We start from the raw sequence: 22,686 nt of genomic DNA, 5'->3' as shown, positions 1-22,686 counted from the left end.
GTCACCTCTGGTGCGGGTCGAGCACGTCGCGAAGACCGTCCCCGAGCAGGTTGAAGCCGAGCACCGTCAGGTAGATGGCCATGCCGGGGAAGAAGGAACACCACCACCAGTCGGGCAGATAGGCCCGCCCGGTGGAGATCATGGCTCCCCATTCGGGATAAGGCGGCTGGGCGCCGAGGCCGAGAAACCCCAGAGACGCCGCGCCGAGGATCGCCATGCCCATGTCCATCGACGCCTTGACGACGATCGGGGAGAGGCAGTTCGGCAGGACGTGGACGAAGAGGATCCGGAACGGCCCGGCGCCGAGCGCGCGGGCGGCGTCCACATAGGTCTCGTTGCGCAGGCTGAGCGTCTTGGCCTGCACGAGGCGGACATAGCCCGGCCACCAGACGAGCGAGAGGGCCAGCATTGCGTTGAGGATGCCCGGCCCGAGCGCACCGACGATGGCGATGGCGAGGATCAGACCGGGAATCGAGAGAAAGATGTCAGTGACCCGCATGATCGTTTCGGCCAGCCATCCGCCGACCATCCCGGCCATCAGGCCGAGCGGCACGCCGATCAGCACGGCGATGCCGGTCACGGTAAGGCCGATCTGGAGCGTGGTCCGCGCGCCGATCAGCACGCGCGAGAGGATGTCGGATCCGACCTGGTCCGTTCCGAACCAGTGGTCGGGCGAGGGTGGCAGGAGCTTGATGTCGAAATTCACCGCGCCATAGGCGTCTTCGGGGTAGGGCGCAAGCCACGGGCCGAAGAGCGCCACGAACAGGAACAAGGCGACCAGCGCGAGGCCGAGCATCGAGGAGAAGGAGCGCGAATAGGTCCGGATCATCCGCCGGGTCTCGCGGAAGCTCTTGGGCGCGGGCTTGCCGGCGGTGCGGAGGTCGGTGGCGGTGATGTTGCTGTCTGTCATCTCGGCCGCCTCAGATCTGGTTGCGAACGCGGGGATCGAGCACCGCGTAGAGCAGGTCGATCACGAGGTTGATGAGCATGAAGGCGGCGCCGAGGGTCAGGGTGACCGCCATGATCGGCTCGAAATCCGACGAGACCGCCGCCTTGGCGGCGTAGAGCCCGAGGCCGGGGAAATCGAACACGCCTTCGACCAGAACGGTGCCGCCGAGCATCCAGCCAAAGCGCAGGCCGATCATGGCCAGAGTCGGTAGGATCGCGTTCTTGAGCGAATAGACCGCGATGATGCGCCAGGGGCCGATACCCTGGGCGCGGGCGTTGGTGACATAGTCGCGGCCGAGCACTTCCAGCATCTCGGCGCGGTTGACGCGGATGATTGCCGCGAGCGCCGGGAAGCTCAAGGCGGTTGCCGGAAGCACCATGTGCCAGAGCGCCTCGCCGGCCACCGCGAACTGGCCGCGCAGGAGTGCATCGATGCTGATCATCCCGGTGATCGGCTCCGGCACATCGGTGAAGATTCCGAGCCGGCCACCGAGCGGGAAGAGGCCGAGATCGAGCGCCAGATACCATTGCAGCATGAGGCCGAGCCAGAACATCGGCAGCGCGACACCGGAGACGGAGAGCAGGCGGATCGCGTGGTCGATTGGCTTGTTCTGTCGGACCGCCGCGATGACACCGAGCGGGACGCCGAGAACGATCGCGATGGATATGGAGAACAGGACGAGTTCGACTGTCGCGGGAAGGAACTGCGCGATGTCGCGGGCCACCGGCCGGCCGGTATAGACCGATGAGCCGAAATCGCCATGCAGCAATTGATCGACATAAAGCACGAAGCGCACCGGCAGGGGGCGGTCGAAGCCGCGCTCGACGCGGATCTGCTCGACCATTGCCTGGTTGGCGTCTGGACCGGCGGCCAGCCGCGCGGGATCGCCCGGGGCGACGTTGGCGATGGTGAAGGTGATGACGGCAAGGCCGAGCAGCATCACCACCATCAGGCCCATGCGTTTGGCGATCAGTTTCAGCATCGGGACGTGATCCTCGTGTAGGCCCGGATGGGCCGTTGACCGCGGCCCGGAGGCCGCGGTCCTTCGCTGTCGGGGCCGATTACTTCGGCTGGATGTAGAGCGGGTAGAGATCCACCTCGCTGGTCATCCGGATCGGGCTGTCGGAGTAGCCGTTCACATAGTCGCGGTAGGCGAACATGCGCTGGCGCATCATGCCGAAAATCTCGGGCTGCAGATCGACGATCTTCTGCTGGATCCCAGCATAGATCGGCGCGCGCTCTTCCCAGTCCGACAGGCTGCGGGCTTCCTCGATCATCGCGTTGAGTTCGGCGTCATCCAGGTAGTGCGAGCCGTAGTATTTGCCGTGGCTGCTCGGATGATACTGGATCGCCACCGCGTCGGGGTCGGTGGAGACCGGCGTGGCGAAGATCGCCATCAGGTCGGGGCTCTGTTCCACGTCGGCGGCGCGCGCAACCATGTTCGGCCAGGTCAGCGGCACCATTTCCAGCTCGATGTTCAGATCACGAAGGCTGTTGAGCAGCGAAAGACCCATCTGGCGCTGCTGTTCCAGCCCCTGGACATAGACATATTCGAGCGTGATGCCGCCCTCGGGGTATTTCGACTTGGCGAGATATTCCTTCGCCTTCTCGAGATCCTGCCGCGGCATCTCGACATCGACTTTGCCCTGCACGGCATCGGTGAAGGCCGAGGTCTGGAGCTTCGCGTTGCCGTTATAGACCTGCACGAAGGTGTCGTAGTCGAAGGCGTAAGCCACCGCCTTGCGCAGGTTGATGTCCGACATGTGCTCGCCCTGTGTGTTCATCTTCAGGCCGAAGGAGGTCAGCGCCGGGGTGGAGGTTGTTTCGACATCCGGGCGGGCGCCCACGGTTTCGATCTCTTCCGGGGTCAGATCCGTCACGAGGTCCGCCTCGCCGGAGATCAGCGCCGCCCGCTGCGAGGCGGATTCGCGGATCAGCCGGTAGATGATCCCGCCCATGTCCTCGTTCTCGTAGGGGAAGCCCTTCCAGTAGTCGGCATTCCGCTTGAGCCAGTAGGCCGTTCCCTGATCGAAGCGCTCGAGCATGTAGGGGCCGGAGCCGGCGTCATTCTCGGCCAGCCATGCCTTGCCGAAGTCGCCGTCGACCACGTTGGCCTCGACCTGCGCGGGGTTCACCACGAACCACCAGGGCAGGAAGCTCAGGAACGGCGCATAGGGACGGTCGAGCACGAATTGCACGGTGTGCTCGTCCAGGGCAGTGATGTTGTCGGGCTGGACCACGTCGGAGAGCATCCAGGCCACGCCCTCGTTCATCTCCAGCGTGCGGCGGTAGGAATAGACCACGGCCTCCGCGGTCACCGGGTCGCCGTTGTGGAAGGTTGCATTCTCGGCCAGGTGGAAGGTCCAGGTCAGCCCGTCGTCCGAGGTCTCCCAGTTCGTGGCGAGCCAGGGCTCGACGGTCGGCGGATTGCCGGTGTATTTGACCAGGCCGTCATAGAGCGCCTGCGTCATCATCCGGATCGCGTAGTCGTAGGACTGGCCCGGGTCGATGTGCGACACCGGCTGCCGCCCACCGATCACCATCCAGAACTGGTTGTCCTTCTTTTCGACGGCCTGTGCCGGCATCGCCAGAGAAAGCGCGACTGCGGCGGCCGTCAGCGCTGAGGATAATCTTCTGAGTGTCATGGTTCGGCTCCATGTTGGCGGCCCTTGGGACGGGCCGGAAGGATCGGGGGGAACCCGGGCGACCGGGCCTCTGCACGCTCCCATTGAAGGCAGAAGCGGGGCGGGAGGAAAACAAACGACTGTTGATGGCTACCATGCAGGAGATTTATGACATGCCGGAAGAATGCGCGCAAATTAATCAAGATTGGCTAAACTCTGCCTAATGCATGTGCAAACAGACCGATATGCGTGGTTGGAGCGGTCCCTGCATAGCCGCCGGTGATCGGTGCCATAGGGGTTTATTATTTGCGATGCGGCCGGTGCGTGGTGAATTTCGGGGCAGATAGCAACCAAGCTCCGGTCGAACACGGACCTTGCACAGCATGTGCGCCCGGGCGGATGGCACAAAGGATCATTGCGCGATGAACACCCTTGCCAAGAGGCACCCCAGCCAGACCCACCGCGTCCTGACGGCCGACGACATCGAGGCCCTTGCCGTCGGCGCGTGGATCCTGGGAACGGGCGGCGGGGGAGACCCGTATCACAAGCTTCTCAACATGCGCCTGCTCTACGAGAAGGGGCATCAGGTGACGCTGATCGACCCGATGTCGCTGACCGACGACGCGCTGGTCGCCGTGCTGTCGAACATGGGCGCGCCGCTCGTCGGGCAGGAGCGCCTTGCCGATCCGGACTTCGCGATCAAGCCGCTGCGCATGATGGAGGAACACCTCGGCCGCAAGTTCGACGCGGTCATGGCGCTTGAGATCGGTGGCGGCAACGGCATGCACCCGATGCAGGTCGCGGCCATCGGCGGCTATCCGGTGGTCGATGCGGACACGATGGGGCGTGCCTATCCGGAGGCGCAGATGACTTCGGTCGCCGTGGCCGGCCTGCGCTGTTACCCGCTGACGATGGCGGATATCCGCGACAACGAGATCATCTTTCCGCGCGCCGCCTCCTGGCGCTGGATGGAGCGGATCAGCCGCAAGGCCTGCACCGAGATCGGCTCGGTCGCGGCGACCTGCAAGGCACCGCGCAGCGGCGCCGAGGTCAAGCAGCACGGCATTCTCTATTCGGTGTCCAAGGCGATCGACCTCGGCCAGCAGGTCCGCGCCGCCCGCGCCGCCCATGCCGACCCGATCGAGGCCGTGCTCGGCGCGGCGCAGGGAAAACTGCTCTTCACCGGCAAGGTCGTCGATGTCGAACGCCGTGCCACCGAAGGCTTCCTGCGCGGTCAGGCCCGCATCGAGGGGCTGAACGAGAATGCCGGCCAGACCCTGGTGGTGCATTTCCAGAACGAGTATTCGGTGGCGTTCCTCGACGCCGAACCGGTTGTGATGACACCGGACCTGATCTGCCTGCTCGATACGGTTTCGGGCGAGGGGATCGGCACGGATGTTCTGCGGTTTGGTCAGAGGGTGAGCGTGCTCGCGCTGCCCGCGCCGGAAGTGTTCCTGACCGAGGCCGGCCTCTCGGCGGTCGGCCCACGGGCCTTCGGGTTCGACCTCGATTTCACCTCCGTCTTCAAGGGAGAGCAGGCATGAAGCGCATCGGCATCGACGTTGGCGGCACCAACACGGACGCGGCCCTGCTCGACGGCAACCAGGTGATCGCCGCGGTCAAGACCTTCACCACCTCCGACATCACCTCCGGCGTCCGAACGGCGCTCCGGGATCTGCTGGCAAAGGCCGGAGACGCGGCCGACGATGTCATGGCGGTTATGATCGGCACGACCCATTTCACCAACGCGGTGGTCGAGCGGCGCAACCTCGGGCGCGCGGCGGCGATCCGCGTGTCGCTCCCGGCCTCTGCCAGCCTCGTGCCCTTCTGCGACTGGCCGAAGGATCTCGCCGCGAAGGTCAATGGCGGCGTCTACCTCGTTGAGGGCGGGCACGAATATGACGGTCGCCCCCTCGTGCCGATGGACGAGGCTGCCGTGGCAAGGGCCGCACGCCAGATTCGGGCGGATGGCGTGAAAGCGGTTGCGATCAGCGCCACCTTTTCGCCGCTCACCGCCGAATGCGAGGAGCGCGCGGCCGAGATCGTTCGCAACGAGGCCCCGGACGTCCATCTCACGCTTTCCTCGACGCTCGGCCGGATCGGCCTCCTGGAACGTGAGAACGTGGCACTGATGAATGCCTCGCTGATCGGGCTGGCGCGCGAGACCACGCAAGCTTTCGTAGACGCCGTCGCGTCCTCGGGGTTGAAGGCGCAACTCTTCATCACCCAGAACGATGGCACCGTCGTTCTTGCCGAGGCGGCGCGGGAATTCCCGGTCTTCTCCTTCGCCTCCGGCCCGACCAACTCGATGCGCGGCGCGGCGCTGCTGGCCGGGATCGAGGACGCGATGGTCTGCGACGTGGGCGGAACGACGGCCGATATCGGCTGTCTCGTCAAAGGGTTCCCGCGCGAGGCCAACAATGTCGTCGAGGTCGGCGGCGTGCGCACGCTGTTCCGGATGCCCGACCTGCTGTCGATCGCCATCGGCGGCGGAACGGTCATCGGGCGCGATCCTCTGACGGTCGGGCCGCAATCTGTCGGCTACCGGCTCGGGCAGGAGGCGCTGGTCTTCGGCGGCGACACGGTGACGGCGACGGATATCGCTGTGGCCAGCGGCCTGCTCGATCTCGGGGATGCGTCCCGGGTCGCAGGCCTCTCCGCGGAGTTCGTCAAATCCGCGCTCGCCAAGATCCATGCCTCCGTCGCCGAGAACGTTGACCGGATGAAGACCGATGCCACCGAGGTGCCGCTGCTCGCAGTCGGCGGGGGCGCGATGCTGATCCCCGAGGCGGTTCCGGGGATTTCCGAGGTGGTGCATGTCCCCTATCACGAAGTCGCCAATGCGGTCGGCGCCGCCATGGCGCAGATCAGCGGCGAGACCGACAGGATCTATCGCGACATGGACCGCGAGGACGCCATCGCGGCGGCGCGCGAGGCTGCCATCGCCGCGGCGGTCGAGGCCGGTGCGGACGCCGCGACGATCAAGGTCATCGATGTCGAGGATCTTCCGCTCAGCTATCTGCCGGGCCGGGCGATCCGGACCCGCGTGCGCGTGGTCGGCGAGGCCCGCGCGATGCGCCGCGACGCGGCGGCGGTCGCATGAGCGCGCGTCCGGTCATCGGGCTTCTGGTCATCGGCCAGGCGCCGCGCCCGGCATTGCTGGCCGAGTTCGAGCGGGACTTCGGCGATGCCGCCGAGCTGAAGATGCGTGGTGCGCTCGATCATCTCGACGAGGCCGGTCTGGCGCAGGCTGCGCCATCCTCGGCCGCCACCACGCTCTACACGACCCTGCCGAGCGGACGGTCGATCCTCGTTGACAAGAAGGTGGTGACCGAGGGCATGGCTGCGCGGCTTGCGGAACTGGACGATCTCGGGGCGCGGGCGACATTCGTCTGCTGCACGGGAAGGTTTCCATCTCTCGCGGCACCCGGTGTCCATTTCGCCTCCGACCTGCTTGCGGGCGCCGTGACCGGCTGCCTTCAGGGCGGACGCCTCGGCATCTTCATCCCGACGCCGGCGCAAGCGGAGAATGCCAGAACGCGATGGGGCGCCAAGGGCTATGACGTTTCGGTCATCGCGGTTCAGCCGGATGCCGGTGAAGAAGAGATCCGGGACGCAGCACGACAGATGGCCGAGGTGGAAGCCGATCTCGCCGTCTTCGATTGCATCAGCTACACGAGCCGCTTCCGGCAGATCACGTCCGAGATCCTGCCGACCCCTGCCTTGCTGGCCGTCTCCGTCACGGCACGCTTCGCTGCGGAACTGGTAGGCGTCTGACGCTCCATCATAGTTGGCCGAAGCCGCGCCGCCGAGCCGGCAGGACCCTACATTGCCTGAACCACGATTTACCGAGATATGTCAGGCGCGAAGCGGGGACGGCCGCCCGTCTCTGGGCCGGAAAGTTTCCAATTGGCATCGCTGCGCTACTATTCGAAAGATGGTAGCCTGTGCTTGCGAACAATGCCAAATGGAGGACACCCATGCGCGCCACACTCTTTCTTCCCCTTCTCGCCATTCCGCTCGTCGCCGGCTGTGTCGAGGAATCCGCCACGATGGGCGTTCCGTCACCAGCCGAACAGGCCTGCCTGCGGGATGTCGCCCGCGACAGCAGCAACCCGGCGGTCCGCGTGCAGAGTTCGAGCTTCTCCGAAGCCGGGACCGAGGTGATCGTCCTCGTCGGCGAGGATGGCGGGGTGTACCCGCCCGCGCCGTGGCGCTGCATCGCATATAGCGACGGCACGACCGCCGGCATCGAGTATGTCGGGGGCGGCGAGGGCGCTCTCTGACGTTCCGGCCGTCCCGCGCCTCGCATTCGGGGAGCGGGACGCCACGACGCAGGACAAACGGAGACCGACATGTTTCGCAGGATCGCACTTGTCGCCGCGCTCGTCGCGGCACCCCTCGTTCCGACGGCGATGGCCCAGACCGACCAGCGGGTCGAGCGCGTGCAATTCGCCCCCGGCACGTCCGGCACCACAATCCGCGACCGGATCACCGGCTACGAAGTCGTACGCTACATGCTGGGCGCCCAGGCCGGACAACGCATGACCGTGTCGCTCGACACCTCCAACACCTCCACCTATTTCAACGTCGTTCAGCCGAGCCAGCCGCAGGGCCCGGCGCTGGCCAGCAGCGAGATGGCGGGAAGCAATCCGATGGTTCCGGAGATCAACCGGTTCGACGGAATCCTCCCCGAAAGCGGCGATTTTGCGATCGAGGTCTGGATGTACCGCGCCGCCGCCCGCCGTGGCGAGGTGGCCGATTTCACACTCGAGGTCTCGATTGCAGCCGGTGGCGGCGACACGGCAGCGCCTTCGGGCGATTATGCCGATGGGCTCTCGGGTGGTCCGGACTGGTGGGCGGTGCAGGTCGAGAACACGCTCAACGTCCGCTCCGCGCCCTCCGCCTCGGCCACTACTATCGCGCGCCTGCCGAAGGGCAGGATCGTCGAAAACCGCGGCTGCCGCATGGCGGAGGGGCGCAGATGGTGCCAGATCGCCGACGGCGACGCGACAGGCTGGGTGGCCGGCGACTATCTCGTGGAATCGGCCGCGCCCGCGGGAGACGTCGCCTATGGTGAGGGCGACGCGACCAACTCCGAAGGTTACAACGCCACCGGGGAGGTTCCCTGCGCGACGTCCCTGTCGGCGCCGATGGGCCAGTGCGCCTTCGGCGTGATCCGGCGTGGCGGGGGCGACGCGACCGTGGTTGTAACGCTGCCGGGCGGCGGGCAGCGCTACCTCTACTTCGATGGCGATCAGTCGTCCTCGGATGGTGGCCACACGGTCTGGGAGCGTCGCGGCGATCTCAACATGATCCAGGTCGGCGACCAGGAACGCTACGAGATCCCGGACGCAGTCCGCTTCGGCGGCTGACCCGTAGGCGCTGCGAGGGGCGATCGTCTTCCCTCCGCAGCTCCGTCTCGCGCCAGCAGGATCTACCTAGTCACCATAGGCCACGGATGGCAGCCAGGTGGTCAGCGCCGGGAACTCGAAGACGATGAACAAGCCGAGCAACTGCAACAGCACGAAAGGCACGATCCCCTTGTAGATGTGGCCGAGTGTGACACCGGGTGGGCAGACGCCCTTGAGGTAGAAGAGCGCAAATCCCACGGGTGGCGTGAGGAAGCTCGTCTGGAGGGTAACCGCCACCAGAATCGCGAACCACACGACCGACGGGTCGCGCACCTGGTCGAACCCCGGAATGGCGAGGTCGAGACCGTGAATGATCGGAAGCATCAACGGCATGATGATGATGGTGATCTCGATCCAGTCCAGCAGGAAGCCGAGCAGGAACACGATGAAAAGAATGAAGAGCACCGTGAGGTAGGGACCGTCGAACGCCGAAAGGACCAGGTTCTCGACGATCTCGTCGCCGCCATAGCGACGCAGGACGAGCGAAAAGAAGTTGGCGGCGAGGAAGATCCCGACGATGTAACCCGTCGTGTTCAAGGTCGAGCGGCTGACCTCCTTCAGCACCGTGAGGTCGAGCCTGCGGTTGAACAGGGCCAGCAGCGTCGCCCCGAACGCGCCGAGCCCGGAGGCTTCGGTCGGCGTGGCAAAGCCGGCAAAGATCGAGCCGAGGACGAGCAGGATCAGGAACATCGGCGGCACCACCGCGAGCAGCACTTCCCGGATCGCATCCCAGCCCACATGTTCCGATTTCTCCGGCGCCGGCATCGCATCGGGCTGGAGAAGCCCGTAGATGATGATGAAGACGATGTAGAGCCCGCCGAGGATCAGCCCCGGGAACAGCGCCCCCATGAAGAGGTCGCCGAGCGAGATGGCCAGCTGGTCCGACATGATCACCAGCATGATCGATGGCGGAATCAGGATCCCCAGCGTTCCCGCCGAAGCGATCGTGCCGGTCGCAATAGGCTTGTTGTAGTTCTGCGCGATCATTGCCGGCAGAGCCATCACACCCAGCAGCGTGACCGAGGCGCCAATGACTCCGGTTGAGGCGGCGAGGATGATGCCGATCAGCAGCACCGTCAGAGACAGGCCGCCGCGCAATCCGCCGAACAGGCGCTGCATCGACAGCATCATGCGCTGCGCCACACCGGACTGGTCGAGCATGAGCCCCATGAAGATGAACATCGGTAGGGCGACGAGCACTGGGTTCTTGACGATGTTGCCGAAGAGGCGCCCCGAGAGCACTGCCAGGCGCTGGTAGTCGATACCGGTCCTGTCGAAGTCGATCACGTCCCGGAAGGCGCCGCGATAGGGATCGAGGAAGATCTCCGCGATCAGGGCGAAGATCAGCGTCACGCCGACCAGCGAATAGGCAACCGGCACCCCCTGGAACAGCAGGAAGATGAAAGTGAGGAACATGGCGATGACCGCCAGTTCGTTGAGCGTCAGCGCCTGGCCGATGAATTCGAGGAGCGCCATGTCTCAGTCTTCTCCACGATCGAAGAGCCGGGCGATCACGATCAGGCCCAGTGTGACGACGAATGCCAGCGCCACCGTGTGCGCCATTTCCTGCTCGCCGAATTCGAAGGCCCCGAGGATCGGTGACTTGGCGATGTCGCGGTCGGAAATCTCGGCAGGTGTGGTCAGGCGGACGCCCCACCAGATCGCGTAGTAGAGGACCAGATCGACGATGTACATCGTGGACGGAAAGGCGTAGAGCAGCTGTTTCCAGAGAACGGGCCGGGTCATCCGGGCAAGGTTGCGGACATAGGCCGACCATATGGCAATGCCGATGACGACGAAGGTCAGGTTCATGAAAACCTTGAGAATCCACAACCTGTGAAGCCCGTTCGGGCTGTCGGACCCTTCACCGATCTGAACCGAGGAGATCGCGTAGTGCAACGTTTGATCCCAAGCGAGGAGAATGAACGGCAGGAACAGCCAGACCAGAGCGAAGATCTCGACGATGTTCTTGCCTCTGGCGCTGAAGTTTTCATGAAAGATGTCGACGCGGACATGGCTGTCCGTGGTCACGGCATAGGCGATCGCAATCAGCGAGGAAGCGCCGTAGAGCCACCATTGCAGATCGTCGAGCCAGGCCTGGTTCATGCCGGAAGAGCGCAGGAAAACCTGCGCGACAATGGCGATCATCAGGATCGGAAAGATCCAGGCGAAGAGGTTCCCGACATTCACAACGAAGCGATCGCCCCGATTGTGCTCTTCTTTCCCGCGCTCGCCGGGGTCGGCGATCTGGACGACGGAGTCTGTTGTCTGCATGGGAGCCTTGCTTTTTTCTTCTGTCAGGTCGGAATGATCGCGGCCGGGACGATCGACGGATCGTCTCGGCCGCTTTCCGAACGCCTCTGATCAGTTCCAGGGACGCGGCAGGTAGATGTTGTTGAACCAGGTCTTGTAGCCTTCGCGGAACTCACTGAGGTCGGCCCAGGCTTCGGCGAAGAGTTCGTCTTCCGCCTGGAGTTCCTCGACGACTTCAAGCCAGGCGGCCTCGAAGGCCTTGAGCTGTTCCGGCGTCCAGTTCTTGATTTCCACGCCATGTTCGTTGACGTTCTCGATCATCGCCGGGAAGTTCTTCGCCTCGCCTTCTGCGAAGTTGTCGGTGATGTTCGCCATGCAGGCGATCTCGATTTGTTTCTTGCTCGTGTCGTCGAGTTCGTCCCAGCGATCCTTGTTGATCAGCAGCTCGAACATCGTCGCCGGTTGGTGCCAGCCGGGGAAATAGTTGAATTTCGCCACATTGTAGAATCCGAGATTCGCATCGACGATCGGCATCGAGAACTCGGTGGCGTCGATGGCGCCGCGCTCGAGCGCCGGGAAGATGTCGCCGCCGGCGAGCAGGGAGGTCGAGACGCCCAGCTTCTGCATCACCTCCGCGCCGAGTCCGAAGAAGCGCATGTTGAGGCCCTGAAGGTCTTCGGGTGAGTTGATTTCCTTCTTGAACCAGCCCGAAGTTTCGGGGGCGTAGGTGCCGCAGAGCGTGACGTGAACATTGTAGCCGTTGGTGTCATACATCTTCTGCATGAGCGTCAGGCCGTCGTCATAGAGCATCCAGGCCAGCATCTCGCCGGGCTCCGGTCCGAACGGCACCGCGGCGAAGAGACCGGCCGCCGCCATCTTGCCCTGCCAGTATCCGGAGGTCGTGTAGGCTGCATCGACGGAGCCGTTCGACACGGCGTCGAGCGCTTCCAGCGTCGGCACGAGCTCACCGGGATCGAAATGCTCGAACTCGACGGATTCCGAGATCGCGTTGATCTTGTCGACGAAGGCCACGCCGGCCGTGCCGAGGATCGGCAGGTTCTTTCCGAAGGCCGAGGTCATTTCGAAGGTTTCCTGGGCCGTGCCCGCCGACGCAAATGCAGTCAGTGCACCGGCCACGGCAATCGTGGTCGTTTTCATGAGTTTGTCCTCCCGTCCTCGCGTTTGCGCGAGGCATTGCTTGGTTCCTGATACCCGATATTTCCAGTCGATCCGAGTGGAGACGACCGGCGTTCGGGCGACGAACAAGCAGGAGTGTCCCCATCTCCCGCAATGACGCAAGCCATTTTTCCGGCTCACGGACAGGAACGACGCCGCGTTTTGCCGGCGGCGGCGGTGAATCATGGGGGGCAGACCAGCGCAAACCGGCAAGGGACCCGGCGGAGCGGGTGCACGTTTCCGTAACGGCATTTGCCGCTGTCTCGCGCCCCCCCCCCCGGGGGTCGGGGGGCCGGTGTTCTTAGTGGCTGTCGCGGGGCAGTCCCTTGGTCTGGGCGATGCGCTGGTATTTGACGGCCGGTTTCAGGACCATGCCCTCGTCGAACTGGTCGACGATACCGCGCTGGATTTCCTGCCAGGGTGTCTGGTGGTCCGGGTAGGGGAAGCCGCCTTTGGCTTCGAGCGCGGCGCGGCGGGCGGCCAGCTCCGCGTCGGGGACGAGGATGTTGGCCGTTCCTTTCCTGAGGTCGATGCGCAGCCGGTCGCCGGTCTGCACCAGCGCCAGCCCGCCCATCGCCGCCGCCTCCGGCGCGGCGTTGAGGATCGAGGGGCTGCCCGAGGTGCCCGACTGGCGGCCGTCGCCGATGCAGGGCAGCGCCTCGATGCCCTGTTTCAGCAGCGCCGCCGGCGGCTGCATGTTCACCACCTCGGCGCCGCCGGGATAGCCGATCGGGCCCGCGCCGCGGATCACCAGGATGCAGCTTGCGTCGATCGCGAGCGCCGGGTCGTCGATCCGGTGGTGGTAGTCCTCCGGCCCCTCGAAGACGATGGCGCGGCCCTCGAACGCGTCCGGGTCGTCGGGGTCCGAGAGGTAGCGGGCGCGGAAATCCTCCGAGATCACCGAGGTCTTCATGATCGCGCTGTCGAAGAGGTTGCCCCTGAGGTTGATGAAGCCCGCGGCCGGTTTCAGCGGCGTGCCGAAGGGCCGGATCACCTCCGGGTTCTCGACCCGCGCCCCGGCATAGACCTCCGCCACCGGCCGGCCGGTCACCGTGATCGCCTCCGGGTGGGGCAGCGCGCCGGCGCCGATGAGCTCGGCGAAGACGCCCGGAACCCCGCCTGCGCGGTGGAAATCCTCGCCGAGGAAGCGGCCGGCGGGCTGGCAGTCGACCAGCAGCGGGATCTGGTGGCCGAGCGCCTGCCAGTCGTCATTGTCGAGCGGCACGTCGAGATGGCGGGCGATCGCCGTGAGGTGGATCGGCGCGTTGGTCGAGCCGCCGATGGCCGAGTTGACCACGATGGCGTTCTCGAAGGCCGCCCGCGTCATGATGTCGGAGGGCTTGAGATCCTCGCGGACCATGTCGACGATGCGCCGGCCGGTCTCGTAGGAGATCTGGCCGCGCTCGCGATAGGGCGCGGGGATGGCGGCGGCCCCTGGAAGCTGCATGCCGAGCGCCTCGGCGAGGCTGTTCATCGTCGTCGCCGTGCCCATCGTGTTGCAGAACCCCACCGAGGGCGCCGAGGAGGCGGCGACGTCCATGAACTCGTCATAGTCCATCTCGCCGGTGGCGAGCTTCTGCCGGGCCTGCCAGATGACGGTGCCGGAGCCGGCGCGCGCGCCCTTGTACCAGCCGTTCAGCATCGGGCCGACCGACAGCGCGATCGCCGGGATGTTCACCGTCGCCGCCGCCATCAGCAGCGCCGGCGTGGTCTTGTCGCAGCCGATGGTGAGCACGACGCCGTCGATCGGGTAGCCGTAGAGCGTCTCGACGAGGCCGAGATAGGCGAGGTTGCGGTCGAGCGAGGCGGTCGGCCGCTTGCCGGTCTCCTGGATCGGATGGACCGGGAACTCGAAACAGATCCCGCCGGCAGAGACGATGCCCTCGCGCACCCGCTTGGCGAGCTCGATATGGTGGCGGTTACAGGGCGAGAGGTCGCTGCCGGTCTGGGCAATGCCGATGATCGGCTTGCCCGACTGAAGCTCCGCGCGGGTGATCCCGTAATTCAGGTAGCGCTCCAGATAGAGCGCCGACATGCCGGGCGCATCGGCGTTGTCGAACCAGGCTTGCGAACGGAGCGTCATCAGCAGGATCCTTGATCAGATGCCCCACGCCGGAAATGGCATGGGGCGGGGACTAACGAGGTCAATTGAACCAGAACAGGGCGATCTGCGGGAAAGCGACAAGCAGCCCCACGGCCAGCACCTGCAGGCAGATGAAGGGCAGGAGCGAGCGGAAGATGATCCCCAGCGTGATGTCGTCCGGCACAACCGATTTCAGGTAGAAGGCGGCCGGGCCGAAGGGCGGCGACAGGAAGCTCACCTGCATGTTCATGCAGAACACGACGCCGAACCAGATCGGGTCGAGCCCGAGGTTGCGGATGATTGGCACGAAGATCGGCATCGTCAGCAGCGCCACGCCGACCCAGTCGAGGAAGGCGCCGAGCACGAAGAGGATCGCCATCATGAAGAGCACGATCACCGTCGGGTTGTCGGAAATGCCGTACATCAAGTCCGAGATGAACTTGATCCCGCCCATCAGGTTGTAGACGCCGACCAGCGCCGTGGCACCAATCCCGATCCAGACGATCATACCGACGGTTGCCAGGGTCTGCATCGCGGCGCTCCTGAGCAGGCCCCAGGTGAATTCGCCGCGGATCACGGTCGAGAGCAGCACGCCGCCGACGCCGACCGCCGAGGCTTCCGTCACCGAGGCGATGCCACCATAGATCGAGCCGAGAACGGCGATGACCACCAGGATCGGCAGGAACAGGCCCTTGGCCAGCCGGATCTTCTCGCCCGTCGGGATGTGTTCGACCTCAGGCGGAGGCACTGCGCCGGGAGTGAAATAGGCGCGAAAGAGCACGTAGAGCACATAGAAGGAGGCGAGCATGAAGCCCGGGATGAAGGCCGCCGTGAACAGGTCGCCGATGGAGACGTTCGCGGTCAGGCCATAGATGATGAGCACGATCGAGGGCGGCACCATGGTGCCGAGCGAGCCGCCGGCGCAGACCACACCGATCGAGAGGTTCCGGTCATAGCCCTGGCGGAGCATCTGCGGCAGCGCCAGCAGGCCGAGAAGGACCACTTCCCCGCCAATGATGCCCGACATGGCCGCGAGGATGATCGAGACGAAGATCGTCTGGACCGCGACGCCGCCCTTGATCCGCCCGCCGATGAGCTTCATCGCGTCGAAGAGGTCCCGGGCGATGCCCGACCTGTCCAGGATGGCCGCCATCAGCACGAACATCGGTACCGAGACGAAGACGAAGTTCTCGACGAATGTGTAGATGCGCGAGGAGATGACCGATACTGCCATCGGGCCGAAGCCGAGCAGGGCAAAGGTCAGCGCGACCAGCAGCGTGACGAAGGCGAGCGGCATGCCGGTCAGCAGCAGCACGACCATCAGGCCGAACATCATCAGCGTCGAATTGCCGATGCCGATGGCGGCGAAGTCGACAAGTGCTTGCATCAGTTTGTCTCCTCGGCCGCGCGCCGGATGTAGTTCCAGGTCAGGATCAGGAACTGGACCGTCATCAGGATCATGACGACCAGCAGGAAGCCCTTGACCAGGGCAGGGGTGGGCGGGTTCCAGGCGGAGCCGGACCGCTCCATCCGGAAGTCTCCGACCGGGGTGAAGAACGCCTTTTCGGACATGATCCAGGCGGCATAAGTGAAGAAGCCGGCGGCGATGAAAGAGGCGAAGGAGATGAAGATGTTCACCAGCCGCCTCGCCTTGCGCGGCAGCATGTCATAGATCAGCACGACCCGGATATGGGTGTTGCGGGAGGCGCAGTAGAGCCCGCCATAGAGAAAGGAAATGCCGCAGAGAAAGGTCGTCGTCTCGTGCGCCCAGATGGTCGGGCTGTTGAGCACGTAGCGCAGGAAGACCTCGAGCAGCAGGATGCCGGCGGCGACACAGATCGCCATGGCGAAGGCGAAGCCGCCGGCATTGACGACCTTGCCGAAGAGGCCGGCCTCGGAGACGGCGCCGCGATCCACCTTGCGGACGGGCGTTCCGTCCGGAGTGAGGGGGCCGGGATCGATGTCGTTGGTTTCTGTCATTGCAGGAAATGCCCGTCCGGGAGGGAAAGGGACGGGCGGGCCGTTGCTTCGGCCCGCCCAAAAACGTGCAGTCGGCTCAGTTCAGCAGTCCGTTCTCGGTGAGATAGGCGGTCAGTGTGTCATAGACCTTCTGGGCCATCTCCGACTGGCTGGCGAGCGATTCCCATTCCTGCTTGGCGATGCCGCGGAACTTGGCGCGTTCTTCGGCCGACCAGTCATGCACGGTGATGCCTTGGGACTTGGCGTTCTCGACCGCGACGAGGTCGCGCTCTTTCAGGCCGTTGATCTGGGTCGCCTGGAAGACCTTCACGGATTCCTCGAAGGCCGTCTTCACATCGTCGGGCAGCGCGTCCCACTTCGCCTTGTTCATCGAGACCTCGACGAGCGGCAGCGAGTGGAAGCCCGGGTAGACCGGATGCGGCGCGATCTCGTTCAGGCCGATTTCCTGGTTCACCGAGAAGACCGAGTAGTCCGCCGCGTCGATCACGCCCTTGTCGAGCGATGTATAGACCTCGGAGGCCGGAAGGTTCACCGGCGCTGCACCGGCGGCGCGGAATACGTTGGCGATCGGGCCTTCGGGGCTGCGCATTTTCAAGCCGTTGAGATCGTCGACGCCGTCAAGCGGCACCTTGGACACGAAGGCTTCGAGGCCGGGGGTCGAGACGCCGATGAAGTGGACGCCATAGGGGTCTTCGAGTTCGCGCATCAGTTCGGCGCCGCCGCCGTTCTCGACGAAGTCGATCATCTGGGCGGGATCCGACCAGGCGCCGACCGGGTTGGCGATGAGGCCGAAGGCCGGGTCCTTGCCCGCCCAGTAGGAGGTGTCGCAGATATGACCGTCAAGGATGCCGGCGCCGACGGCTTCCAGCGTTTCCTTGTAGTCGACGATGGTGCCGACGGGCAGCATCTCGACGACGACATTGCCGTCGGTCATCTCCTTGAGGACCTCTGTCCAGCCGACCTGATACTCGAAGTTCGGGTTGCCCGCCGGGTCCGACGACTGGAAGCGGAAAGTGTATTCCTGGGCCGATGCGCCGAATGCCATGAGGGCGAGCGCGATGGCTGTGGTGAATGTGCGTGTGCTTTTCATTAGGGTTCCTCCCTTGCACGTTGACAGTTTCAGGGGCTGCTTACCCCTGCTCGAAGCGAAGTTGCACCTTCATGGCCTTCGCCTTGTCGGAGGCGAAGTCGAAGGCGGCGACGGCGTCTTCCATCGGGAAATCGCCGGTCAGGACCGGGGCGAGATCGACCCGGCCGCGGTCGATCAGGTCCGCCGCGACGGCGAACTCGTGGTCGAAGCGGAAGGAGCCCGCGAGCCTGATCTCCTTGGTCACCACGAGGCTGAGCGGCAGCACCGGCTCGCTGCCGAGCCCCACGGTGACGATCTGTCCGCCGGGCCGGACCACCTCGCAGGCGGTCTTCAGCGCCGGCGCTGCGCCAGAGCATTCGAAAACGCAGTCGATCCGGCCCTTGTTCTGCCGCAGCGCGTCGAGCGCCTCGGGTTCGGCGGAAAGGTCGATGCAGCGGTCAGCGCCCATTGCGGCCGCGATCTTCAGCGGCGCGGGCGTGATGTCGGTAACGATGATCTCGGCTGCACCGGCGAGCTTTGCGGCGGCGACGCAGAGGCAGCCGATCGGTCCAGAGCCCGAGATCAGCACCCGCCTGCCGAGAAGCGCGCCGGCCTGGTTCACGGCGTGAAGGCAGACCGAGAAGGGTTCGCTGAGCGCCGCGAGGCCGAGGTCCGTTTCCGGCGAAACGCGCACCGCAAGCTCGGCCGGCACGGTGACCTCGGCGCGGAACAGGCCCTGCTCATGCGGCATGCGCATGGCCGATCCGTTGAAGCGCATGTCGAGGCATTCGTGCCGCATGTCCTTCTTGCAGAACTCGCATTCGCCACAGGGGCGCGAGGGGTTCACCGCGACCTTGTCGCCCACGGCGAGCCCGGTGACGCCCGCACCCAGCTCTGTCACGACGCCAGAGACCTCGTGGCCGAGCGCCATCGGCTGTTTGATGCGGACAGTGCCGAAGCCGCCGTCGTGGTAATAGTGCAGGTCCGAGCCGCAGATGCCGCCGCGGGCGATGGCAACCTTGACCTCGCCTGCGCCTGCCGCGGGGGCGGCGTCGATTTCCTCGATGCGAAGATCGTGCGGGGCGTGAATGACGACAGCTTTCATGTCAGAGCACCGAGATCATGCCGCCATCGACATAGATGAGCTGGCCGTTGACGTAGTTGGAGGCGTCCGAGGCGAGGTAGATCGCCGTGCCGGCCATCTCTTCGGGCAGGCCCCAGCGACCCGAGGGCGTGCGTTTGCAGACCCAGTCGTTGAACGCCTCGTTCTCGATCAGCGCCGTGTTCATCTCGGTCGCCATGTAGCCCGGGCCGATCGCGTTGATCTGGATCCCCTTGTCCGCCCATTCCGCGGTCATGATCTTGGTCAGCATTTTCACGCCGCCTTTGGCCGCGCCATAGGGGCTGACGGTCGCCCGCGCCGCGTCGGAGAGCAGCGAACCGATATTGATGATCTTGCCGCGGCCGCGCGGGATCATCCGTTTTGCCGCCTCGCGCCCACAGATGAAGACCGCGGTCAGGTTGACGTCGATCACCTTCTGCCAGTCCTTCGTCTCGAGCTCGACTATGGGCTTGCGGAACTGGATGCCGGCATTGTTGATCAGGATGTCGACCGCGATACCCTCGGCGTCGAGCTTCTCGAAAGCTGCGACGATGGCCGCCTCGTCGGCCACGTCGAAGGCCGCGCCGATGACGTCGTGGCCTTCGGCCTTCATCTCCTCGACGGCTTCCTGAAGCCGCTCCTCGTTCACGCCGTTGAGAATGACGCGGGCACCGGCGGCGGCCATGCCCTCGGCCATGGCGCGGCCGAGGCCACGGGAGGAACCTGTGACGAGGGCGGTCTTGCCGCTGAGATCGAAGAGTTTCGTGCTCATATTCTTTTCCTCAGAGTTCGGATGCGCGCATGCTCAGGTCGGAGCGTTCGAAGAAGCCGGGCTGAAGCTCGGTGCCGAGGCCGGGGCCTTCCATCGGGTAGACGTAGCCATCCTCGATCCTGGGCACTTCGGTCACAAGGTCACGATACCAGCCTTTGTAGAAGGCGCGCACGGATTCCTGGATCAGGGTGTTCGGCTGGCTGAAGCTCATGTGGATCGCCGCCGCAAAGCCCACCGGGCCGATGCAATCATGCGGCGCGAAGGGTCGGTGATAGGTCTCGGCCATGGCGGCGATCTTGCGGCCTTCGGTCAGGCCGCCGGTCCAGCAGAGATCGGCCATCACGACATGACAGGCGTCGCGGTCGAGGAATTCCTTGTAGGCATAGCGCGAGCCGAGCGTCTCTGAGGCACAGGTCCAGACATCCGTCGAACGGGCATATTCGGCAAGCGCCTGCGGCGAGTTCATGCGGATCGAGTCTTCGTACCAAGTGGGTGCGAAGGGCTCGAGCGCCTTGGCGATCTTCTTGGCGGTCGGCAGGTTCCACAGCGAATGGAACTCCACCATGATCTCCATCCGGTCGCCGACCGCCTTGCGAATCTGTTCGAACGGCCGGATCGCCGCCTTCATCTGTTCGGCCGAGATCCAGAGCCCCTTGTTCTCCATCGCGGCGGGATCGAAGGGCCAGATCTTCATCGCCGTGATGCCGTTCTCGAGCAGGTCCTCTGCCAGCGCCCCGGCATCGGTCATGAAGGCCTGCAAGTCCTCGTATTTGCCACCCTCGCCGAAATTCCAGGTGTCGACAGGCTTGATCTTCTTGGTCGAGACATACTTCGTGCCGGCGCAGGTGTTGTAGACGCGCATCTTGTCGAAGCAGAGCCCGCCGAGCATCTGGTGGACCGGCTGTCCGCAGACCTTTCCGAAGAGATCCCAGAGCGCGATGTCGATGGCCGAGCAGGCGCGGTATTCGACGCCGGTCGAGCTCTGCGCGTTCGGAAGGTTCAGCATCTCCCGGTGCAGCGCCTCGATGTGGAGCGGGTTCTGGCCGAGCAGGCGGCTCGCGAGCGTGTCGTGGATATGCGCCTCGACCGAAGCGGCGCCGTAGAAGGTCTCGCCGAGCCCGGTGATCCCCGCGTCGGTCTCGACATGCACCCAGAGGACGTTCTGGTGCGCCTCTACCCGATAGGTCCGGATGGCGGTGATCTTCATGGCTGGCCCTCCATTTCGTCGGCGGCGCGCCCGGCTTTCGCTCTTCGGCGCGTCGCTGTTCGCCGACGCGATTCGATCATTCCTTGCGGCCTGATACGACAGCATGATACAAAAAGAAAGAAGGAACGAGTGGATGAATACTATCGAATGGGAAAAGCTATAATACAAAAAGAGACGCTTGATGAGCAGAAATCGGCAAGCCTGGTCGAGCGCACGATGTCCGACATCCGGAAATTCATCCATGACAGGGAGTTGATGACCGGAGACGTGCTTCCCACCGAGACCGCCTTCGCCACCCAGTTAGGGGTTTCGCGCACCGTGGCCCGCGAGGCGCTGCGCGGACTCGCCGCACTGCGGATCATCGAGGTCGGGAATGGTCGGCGGGCCCGTGTTGCCGGTCCCACCGCCGAGGCGTTGAGTGTCATTATCGAGCATACGGTCTACACCCGGCAGCTGTCTGTGGCGCAGATCCAGGACGTGCGCCGCACGCTCGAGATGCGCACCGTCTCGCTCGCCGCGCTGCACCGGAGCGACCGGCAGGCGATGGAGATGTTGGACGTGGTCGCCGGGATGGAGGAAGCGGTAGAGCGGGATTCGCACCGCGTCCGGGACCTCGACATCCGGTTTCACGAACTGATCGCCCAGGCGTCGGGAAATCCGATCTACTCGGTGCTCATCAATTCCTTCCGGATCATCACCCGGCAGACCTGGGACATCGGCTGGCAGGCCCGTGCGACGCCGGAGAACCGGCTGGAAAACATCAAGTGCCACGAACGGATCGCCCGCGCGATCGCGTCCCGCGAGGCGGTGCGCGCGGAGTCCGCCATGTCGGAGCATTTCGACAGCTCGTTCATGGTGCTGCTGAAGGCAGGGGTGAACTAGGCCGCGGCGGGCCGTTGCGCCTGCCGCTCTGCCCGAACTAAGCGTGGAGTGCTTCGGCCTCGCGGGAATTGTGCAGGGACGGCGCCGCCGCGGACAGCCAGTCCTCCCGGGAGCCGCCCGACTGGATCAGCATCAGCAGGCGCTTGACCATGTGCCCGACAATGAGCTCGTCCGTCATCCCCATGCCGCCATGCAGCTGCACCGCGTCGCGCAACACGGCGCGGCCATTGTCGACGAGCTTGACCCAGGTCGCCGCGTGCACTTGGCGGCGCAGGTCGGCGGGCGCGCCGTCCATCGCTTCGGCGGCGAGCTGGACCATCGAGCGGACTTCCTCGCAGTGGATGAACATGTCGGCCATGCGGTGCTGCACGGATTGAAACGCGCCGATCGGCCGGCCGAACTGTTCCCGGAGCTTCACATAGTCCAACGTCGTCCGATAAAGTGCTTCGATCAGGCCAAGCGCTTCCGCGAGCCGCGCCAGAAGCGCCATCTCGGTGCCCCGGACGAGTGCTGTGTCGTCCATCGGGAAGAGTTGATCCTCCGTGCAGGAGACACCGTCGAAATCGACCGTCGCGGCGGTCTGTCCGTCGAACAGCCGGAAGCCCGTCAGGGCGACCGCATCCGCCGGCACACGGAACAGCCCGAGCGCGTCGTCGACCCGTGCCACGGCCCAGACGATGTCGGCTGCCGCGCCGCCAACAACCATCGGCGCCTTGCCGGACAGGGTCCAACTGCCGGATGTCCAGGTGGCGGTGACGGCCGGCGCGGTTGCGCTCGCGCCTCCCGTGGCGAGAACCTCGATCCGTTCGCCCGCGAGCATCGCCTCCAACAGGTCTGCGGCGGTCTCGGCGGGCAGCGCGGCGGCGATGGTCGCGGCACAGCCCAAGATCGCGGGCGACACCGGCTCTAGGATCAGACCGGCGCCCAGCACTTCCAGCAGCGGCAGCACATCCGTCGGTGACAGGCCGAGGCCGCCACAGGCCTCGGGCAGCGGAGCGGCGAGCCAGCCGAGTTCCGCCATCTCCGTCCAGTGCGCCGGGACCGCATCGGCGGGTTTCGCGAGCATCGCGGCGCGTTTCTCCAGACCGTAATTGTCGGCGATGAAGCGCATGGCCGTGTCTTTCAGCAGCAACGCTTCTTCGCTCGGGGCGTCAAATCGGATCATGCCATGTCTC

The 22,686-nt window shown here is 65.0% G+C and carries 20 protein-coding genes; 6 read left to right on the top strand and 14 right to left on the bottom strand.

Going from position 1 to position 22,686, the window contains the following annotated elements:
- Window position 1: 1 nt before the first annotated feature.
- From EU800_RS01815 to EU800_RS01805, 3 genes are all read right to left on the bottom strand, one after another.
- Window positions 2-910 carry an ABC transporter permease gene (locus EU800_RS01815; protein WP_129627915.1) on the bottom strand — a complete coding sequence of 303 codons (909 nt, stop codon included), beginning with the start codon at window positions 908-910 and terminating at the stop codon, window positions 2-4.
- Between the two features lie 10 nt (window positions 911-920).
- The gene (locus EU800_RS01810) at window positions 921-1,931 is read right to left on the bottom strand and encodes an ABC transporter permease (RefSeq protein ID WP_129627913.1); all 1,011 of its coding nucleotides are present in this window, start codon (window positions 1,929-1,931) and stop codon (window positions 921-923) included.
- Window positions 1,932-2,010: 79 nt separating this feature from the next.
- Window positions 2,011-3,594, bottom strand: coding sequence for an ABC transporter substrate-binding protein (locus tag EU800_RS01805; RefSeq protein WP_129627911.1), 1,584 nt, complete (start codon window positions 3,592-3,594; stop codon window positions 2,011-2,013).
- A gap of 401 nt (window positions 3,595-3,995) precedes the next feature.
- Between EU800_RS01805 and EU800_RS01800 the strand changes: the two genes are divergently transcribed.
- The 5 genes from EU800_RS01800 to EU800_RS01780 all read left to right on the top strand — a co-directional run bounded on the left by EU800_RS01800 (window position 3,996) and on the right by EU800_RS01780 (window position 8,948).
- Window positions 3,996-5,117 carry a DUF917 domain-containing protein gene (locus EU800_RS01800; RefSeq protein WP_129627909.1) on the top strand — a complete coding sequence of 374 codons (1,122 nt, stop codon included), beginning with the start codon at window positions 3,996-3,998 and terminating at the stop codon, window positions 5,115-5,117.
- Window positions 5,114-6,676 (top strand): hydantoinase/oxoprolinase N-terminal domain-containing protein, encoded by a 1,563-nt coding sequence (locus EU800_RS01795; RefSeq protein WP_129627907.1) that lies wholly within the window; start codon window positions 5,114-5,116, stop codon window positions 6,674-6,676. Before EU800_RS01800 ends, EU800_RS01795 begins: the two co-directional genes overlap by 4 nt.
- Window positions 6,673-7,350, top strand: coding sequence for an AroM family protein (locus tag EU800_RS01790; RefSeq protein WP_129627905.1), 678 nt, complete (start codon window positions 6,673-6,675; stop codon window positions 7,348-7,350). The genes EU800_RS01795 and EU800_RS01790 overlap by 4 nt, the downstream gene beginning before the upstream one ends.
- Before the next feature lie 203 nt (window positions 7,351-7,553).
- Window positions 7,554-7,859: a hypothetical protein gene (locus EU800_RS01785; protein ID WP_129627903.1), complete on the top strand. Its 306-nt coding sequence runs from the start codon at window positions 7,554-7,556 to the stop codon at window positions 7,857-7,859.
- Window positions 7,860-7,928: 69 nt separating this feature from the next.
- On the top strand, window positions 7,929-8,948 hold the full coding sequence (locus EU800_RS01780) for an SH3 domain-containing protein (protein WP_129627901.1): 1,020 nt from the start codon (window positions 7,929-7,931) through the stop codon (window positions 8,946-8,948).
- A 66-nt stretch (window positions 8,949-9,014) separates the two neighbouring features.
- On the opposite strand, the gene EU800_RS01775 is transcribed toward EU800_RS01780, so the two are convergent.
- The 10 genes from EU800_RS01775 to EU800_RS01730 form a co-directional block, all read right to left on the bottom strand.
- Complete coding sequence (locus EU800_RS01775; RefSeq protein WP_129627899.1) at window positions 9,015-10,463, bottom strand: TRAP transporter large permease subunit; 1,449 nt, start codon at window positions 10,461-10,463, stop codon at window positions 9,015-9,017.
- A 3-nt stretch (window positions 10,464-10,466) separates the two neighbouring features.
- Window positions 10,467-11,261 (bottom strand): TRAP transporter small permease subunit, encoded by a 795-nt coding sequence (locus tag EU800_RS01770; protein ID WP_129627897.1) that lies wholly within the window; start codon window positions 11,259-11,261, stop codon window positions 10,467-10,469.
- Between the two features lie 90 nt (window positions 11,262-11,351).
- A complete protein-coding gene (locus EU800_RS01765) occupies window positions 11,352-12,398 on the bottom strand; it encodes a TRAP transporter substrate-binding protein (protein WP_129627895.1) in 1,047 nt (348 codons plus the stop codon).
- A 319-nt stretch (window positions 12,399-12,717) separates the two neighbouring features.
- On the bottom strand, window positions 12,718-14,499 hold the full coding sequence (locus tag EU800_RS01760) for an IlvD/Edd family dehydratase (protein ID WP_129627893.1): 1,782 nt from the start codon (window positions 14,497-14,499) through the stop codon (window positions 12,718-12,720).
- Between the two features lie 61 nt (window positions 14,500-14,560).
- A complete protein-coding gene (locus tag EU800_RS01755) occupies window positions 14,561-15,886 on the bottom strand; it encodes a TRAP transporter large permease subunit (RefSeq protein WP_129627891.1) in 1,326 nt (441 codons plus the stop codon).
- Entirely contained in the window at window positions 15,886-16,479 is a 594-nt protein-coding gene (locus tag EU800_RS01750) for a TRAP transporter small permease subunit (protein WP_129627889.1), read from the bottom strand. The genes EU800_RS01755 and EU800_RS01750 overlap by 1 nt, the downstream gene beginning before the upstream one ends.
- Window positions 16,480-16,555: 76 nt before the next feature.
- Window positions 16,556-17,569 (bottom strand): TRAP transporter substrate-binding protein, encoded by a 1,014-nt coding sequence (locus EU800_RS01745; RefSeq protein WP_129627887.1) that lies wholly within the window; start codon window positions 17,567-17,569, stop codon window positions 16,556-16,558.
- 40 nt (window positions 17,570-17,609) lie between these two features.
- Window positions 17,610-18,653 carry an L-idonate 5-dehydrogenase gene (locus tag EU800_RS01740; protein WP_129627885.1) on the bottom strand — a complete coding sequence of 348 codons (1,044 nt, stop codon included), beginning with the start codon at window positions 18,651-18,653 and terminating at the stop codon, window positions 17,610-17,612.
- Between the two features lies 1 nt (window position 18,654).
- The gene (locus EU800_RS01735; protein ID WP_129627883.1) at window positions 18,655-19,422 is read right to left on the bottom strand and encodes an SDR family oxidoreductase; all 768 of its coding nucleotides are present in this window, start codon (window positions 19,420-19,422) and stop codon (window positions 18,655-18,657) included.
- 10 nt (window positions 19,423-19,432) lie between these two features.
- On the bottom strand, window positions 19,433-20,629 hold the full coding sequence (locus EU800_RS01730; protein ID WP_129627881.1) for a mandelate racemase/muconate lactonizing enzyme family protein: 1,197 nt from the start codon (window positions 20,627-20,629) through the stop codon (window positions 19,433-19,435).
- A gap of 216 nt (window positions 20,630-20,845) precedes the next feature.
- Here EU800_RS01730 and EU800_RS01725 point away from each other — a divergent pair, with 216 nt between their 5' ends.
- On the top strand, window positions 20,846-21,511 hold the full coding sequence (locus EU800_RS01725; protein ID WP_165354530.1) for a FadR/GntR family transcriptional regulator: 666 nt from the start codon (window positions 20,846-20,848) through the stop codon (window positions 21,509-21,511).
- Window positions 21,512-21,548: 37 nt separating this feature from the next.
- On the opposite strand, the gene EU800_RS01720 is transcribed toward EU800_RS01725, so the two are convergent.
- Entirely contained in the window at window positions 21,549-22,676 is a 1,128-nt protein-coding gene (locus tag EU800_RS01720) for an acyl-CoA dehydrogenase family protein (RefSeq protein WP_129627877.1), read from the bottom strand.
- Between the last annotated feature and the right edge of the window lie 10 nt (window positions 22,677-22,686).

This window comes from Tropicimonas sp. IMCC6043 (assembly GCF_004146235.1).
GTDB lineage: Bacteria > Pseudomonadota > Alphaproteobacteria > Rhodobacterales > Rhodobacteraceae > Tropicimonas.
The sequence above is the reverse complement of the archived record's forward strand: the minus strand, read 5'-3'. Positions and strand labels throughout refer to the sequence as shown.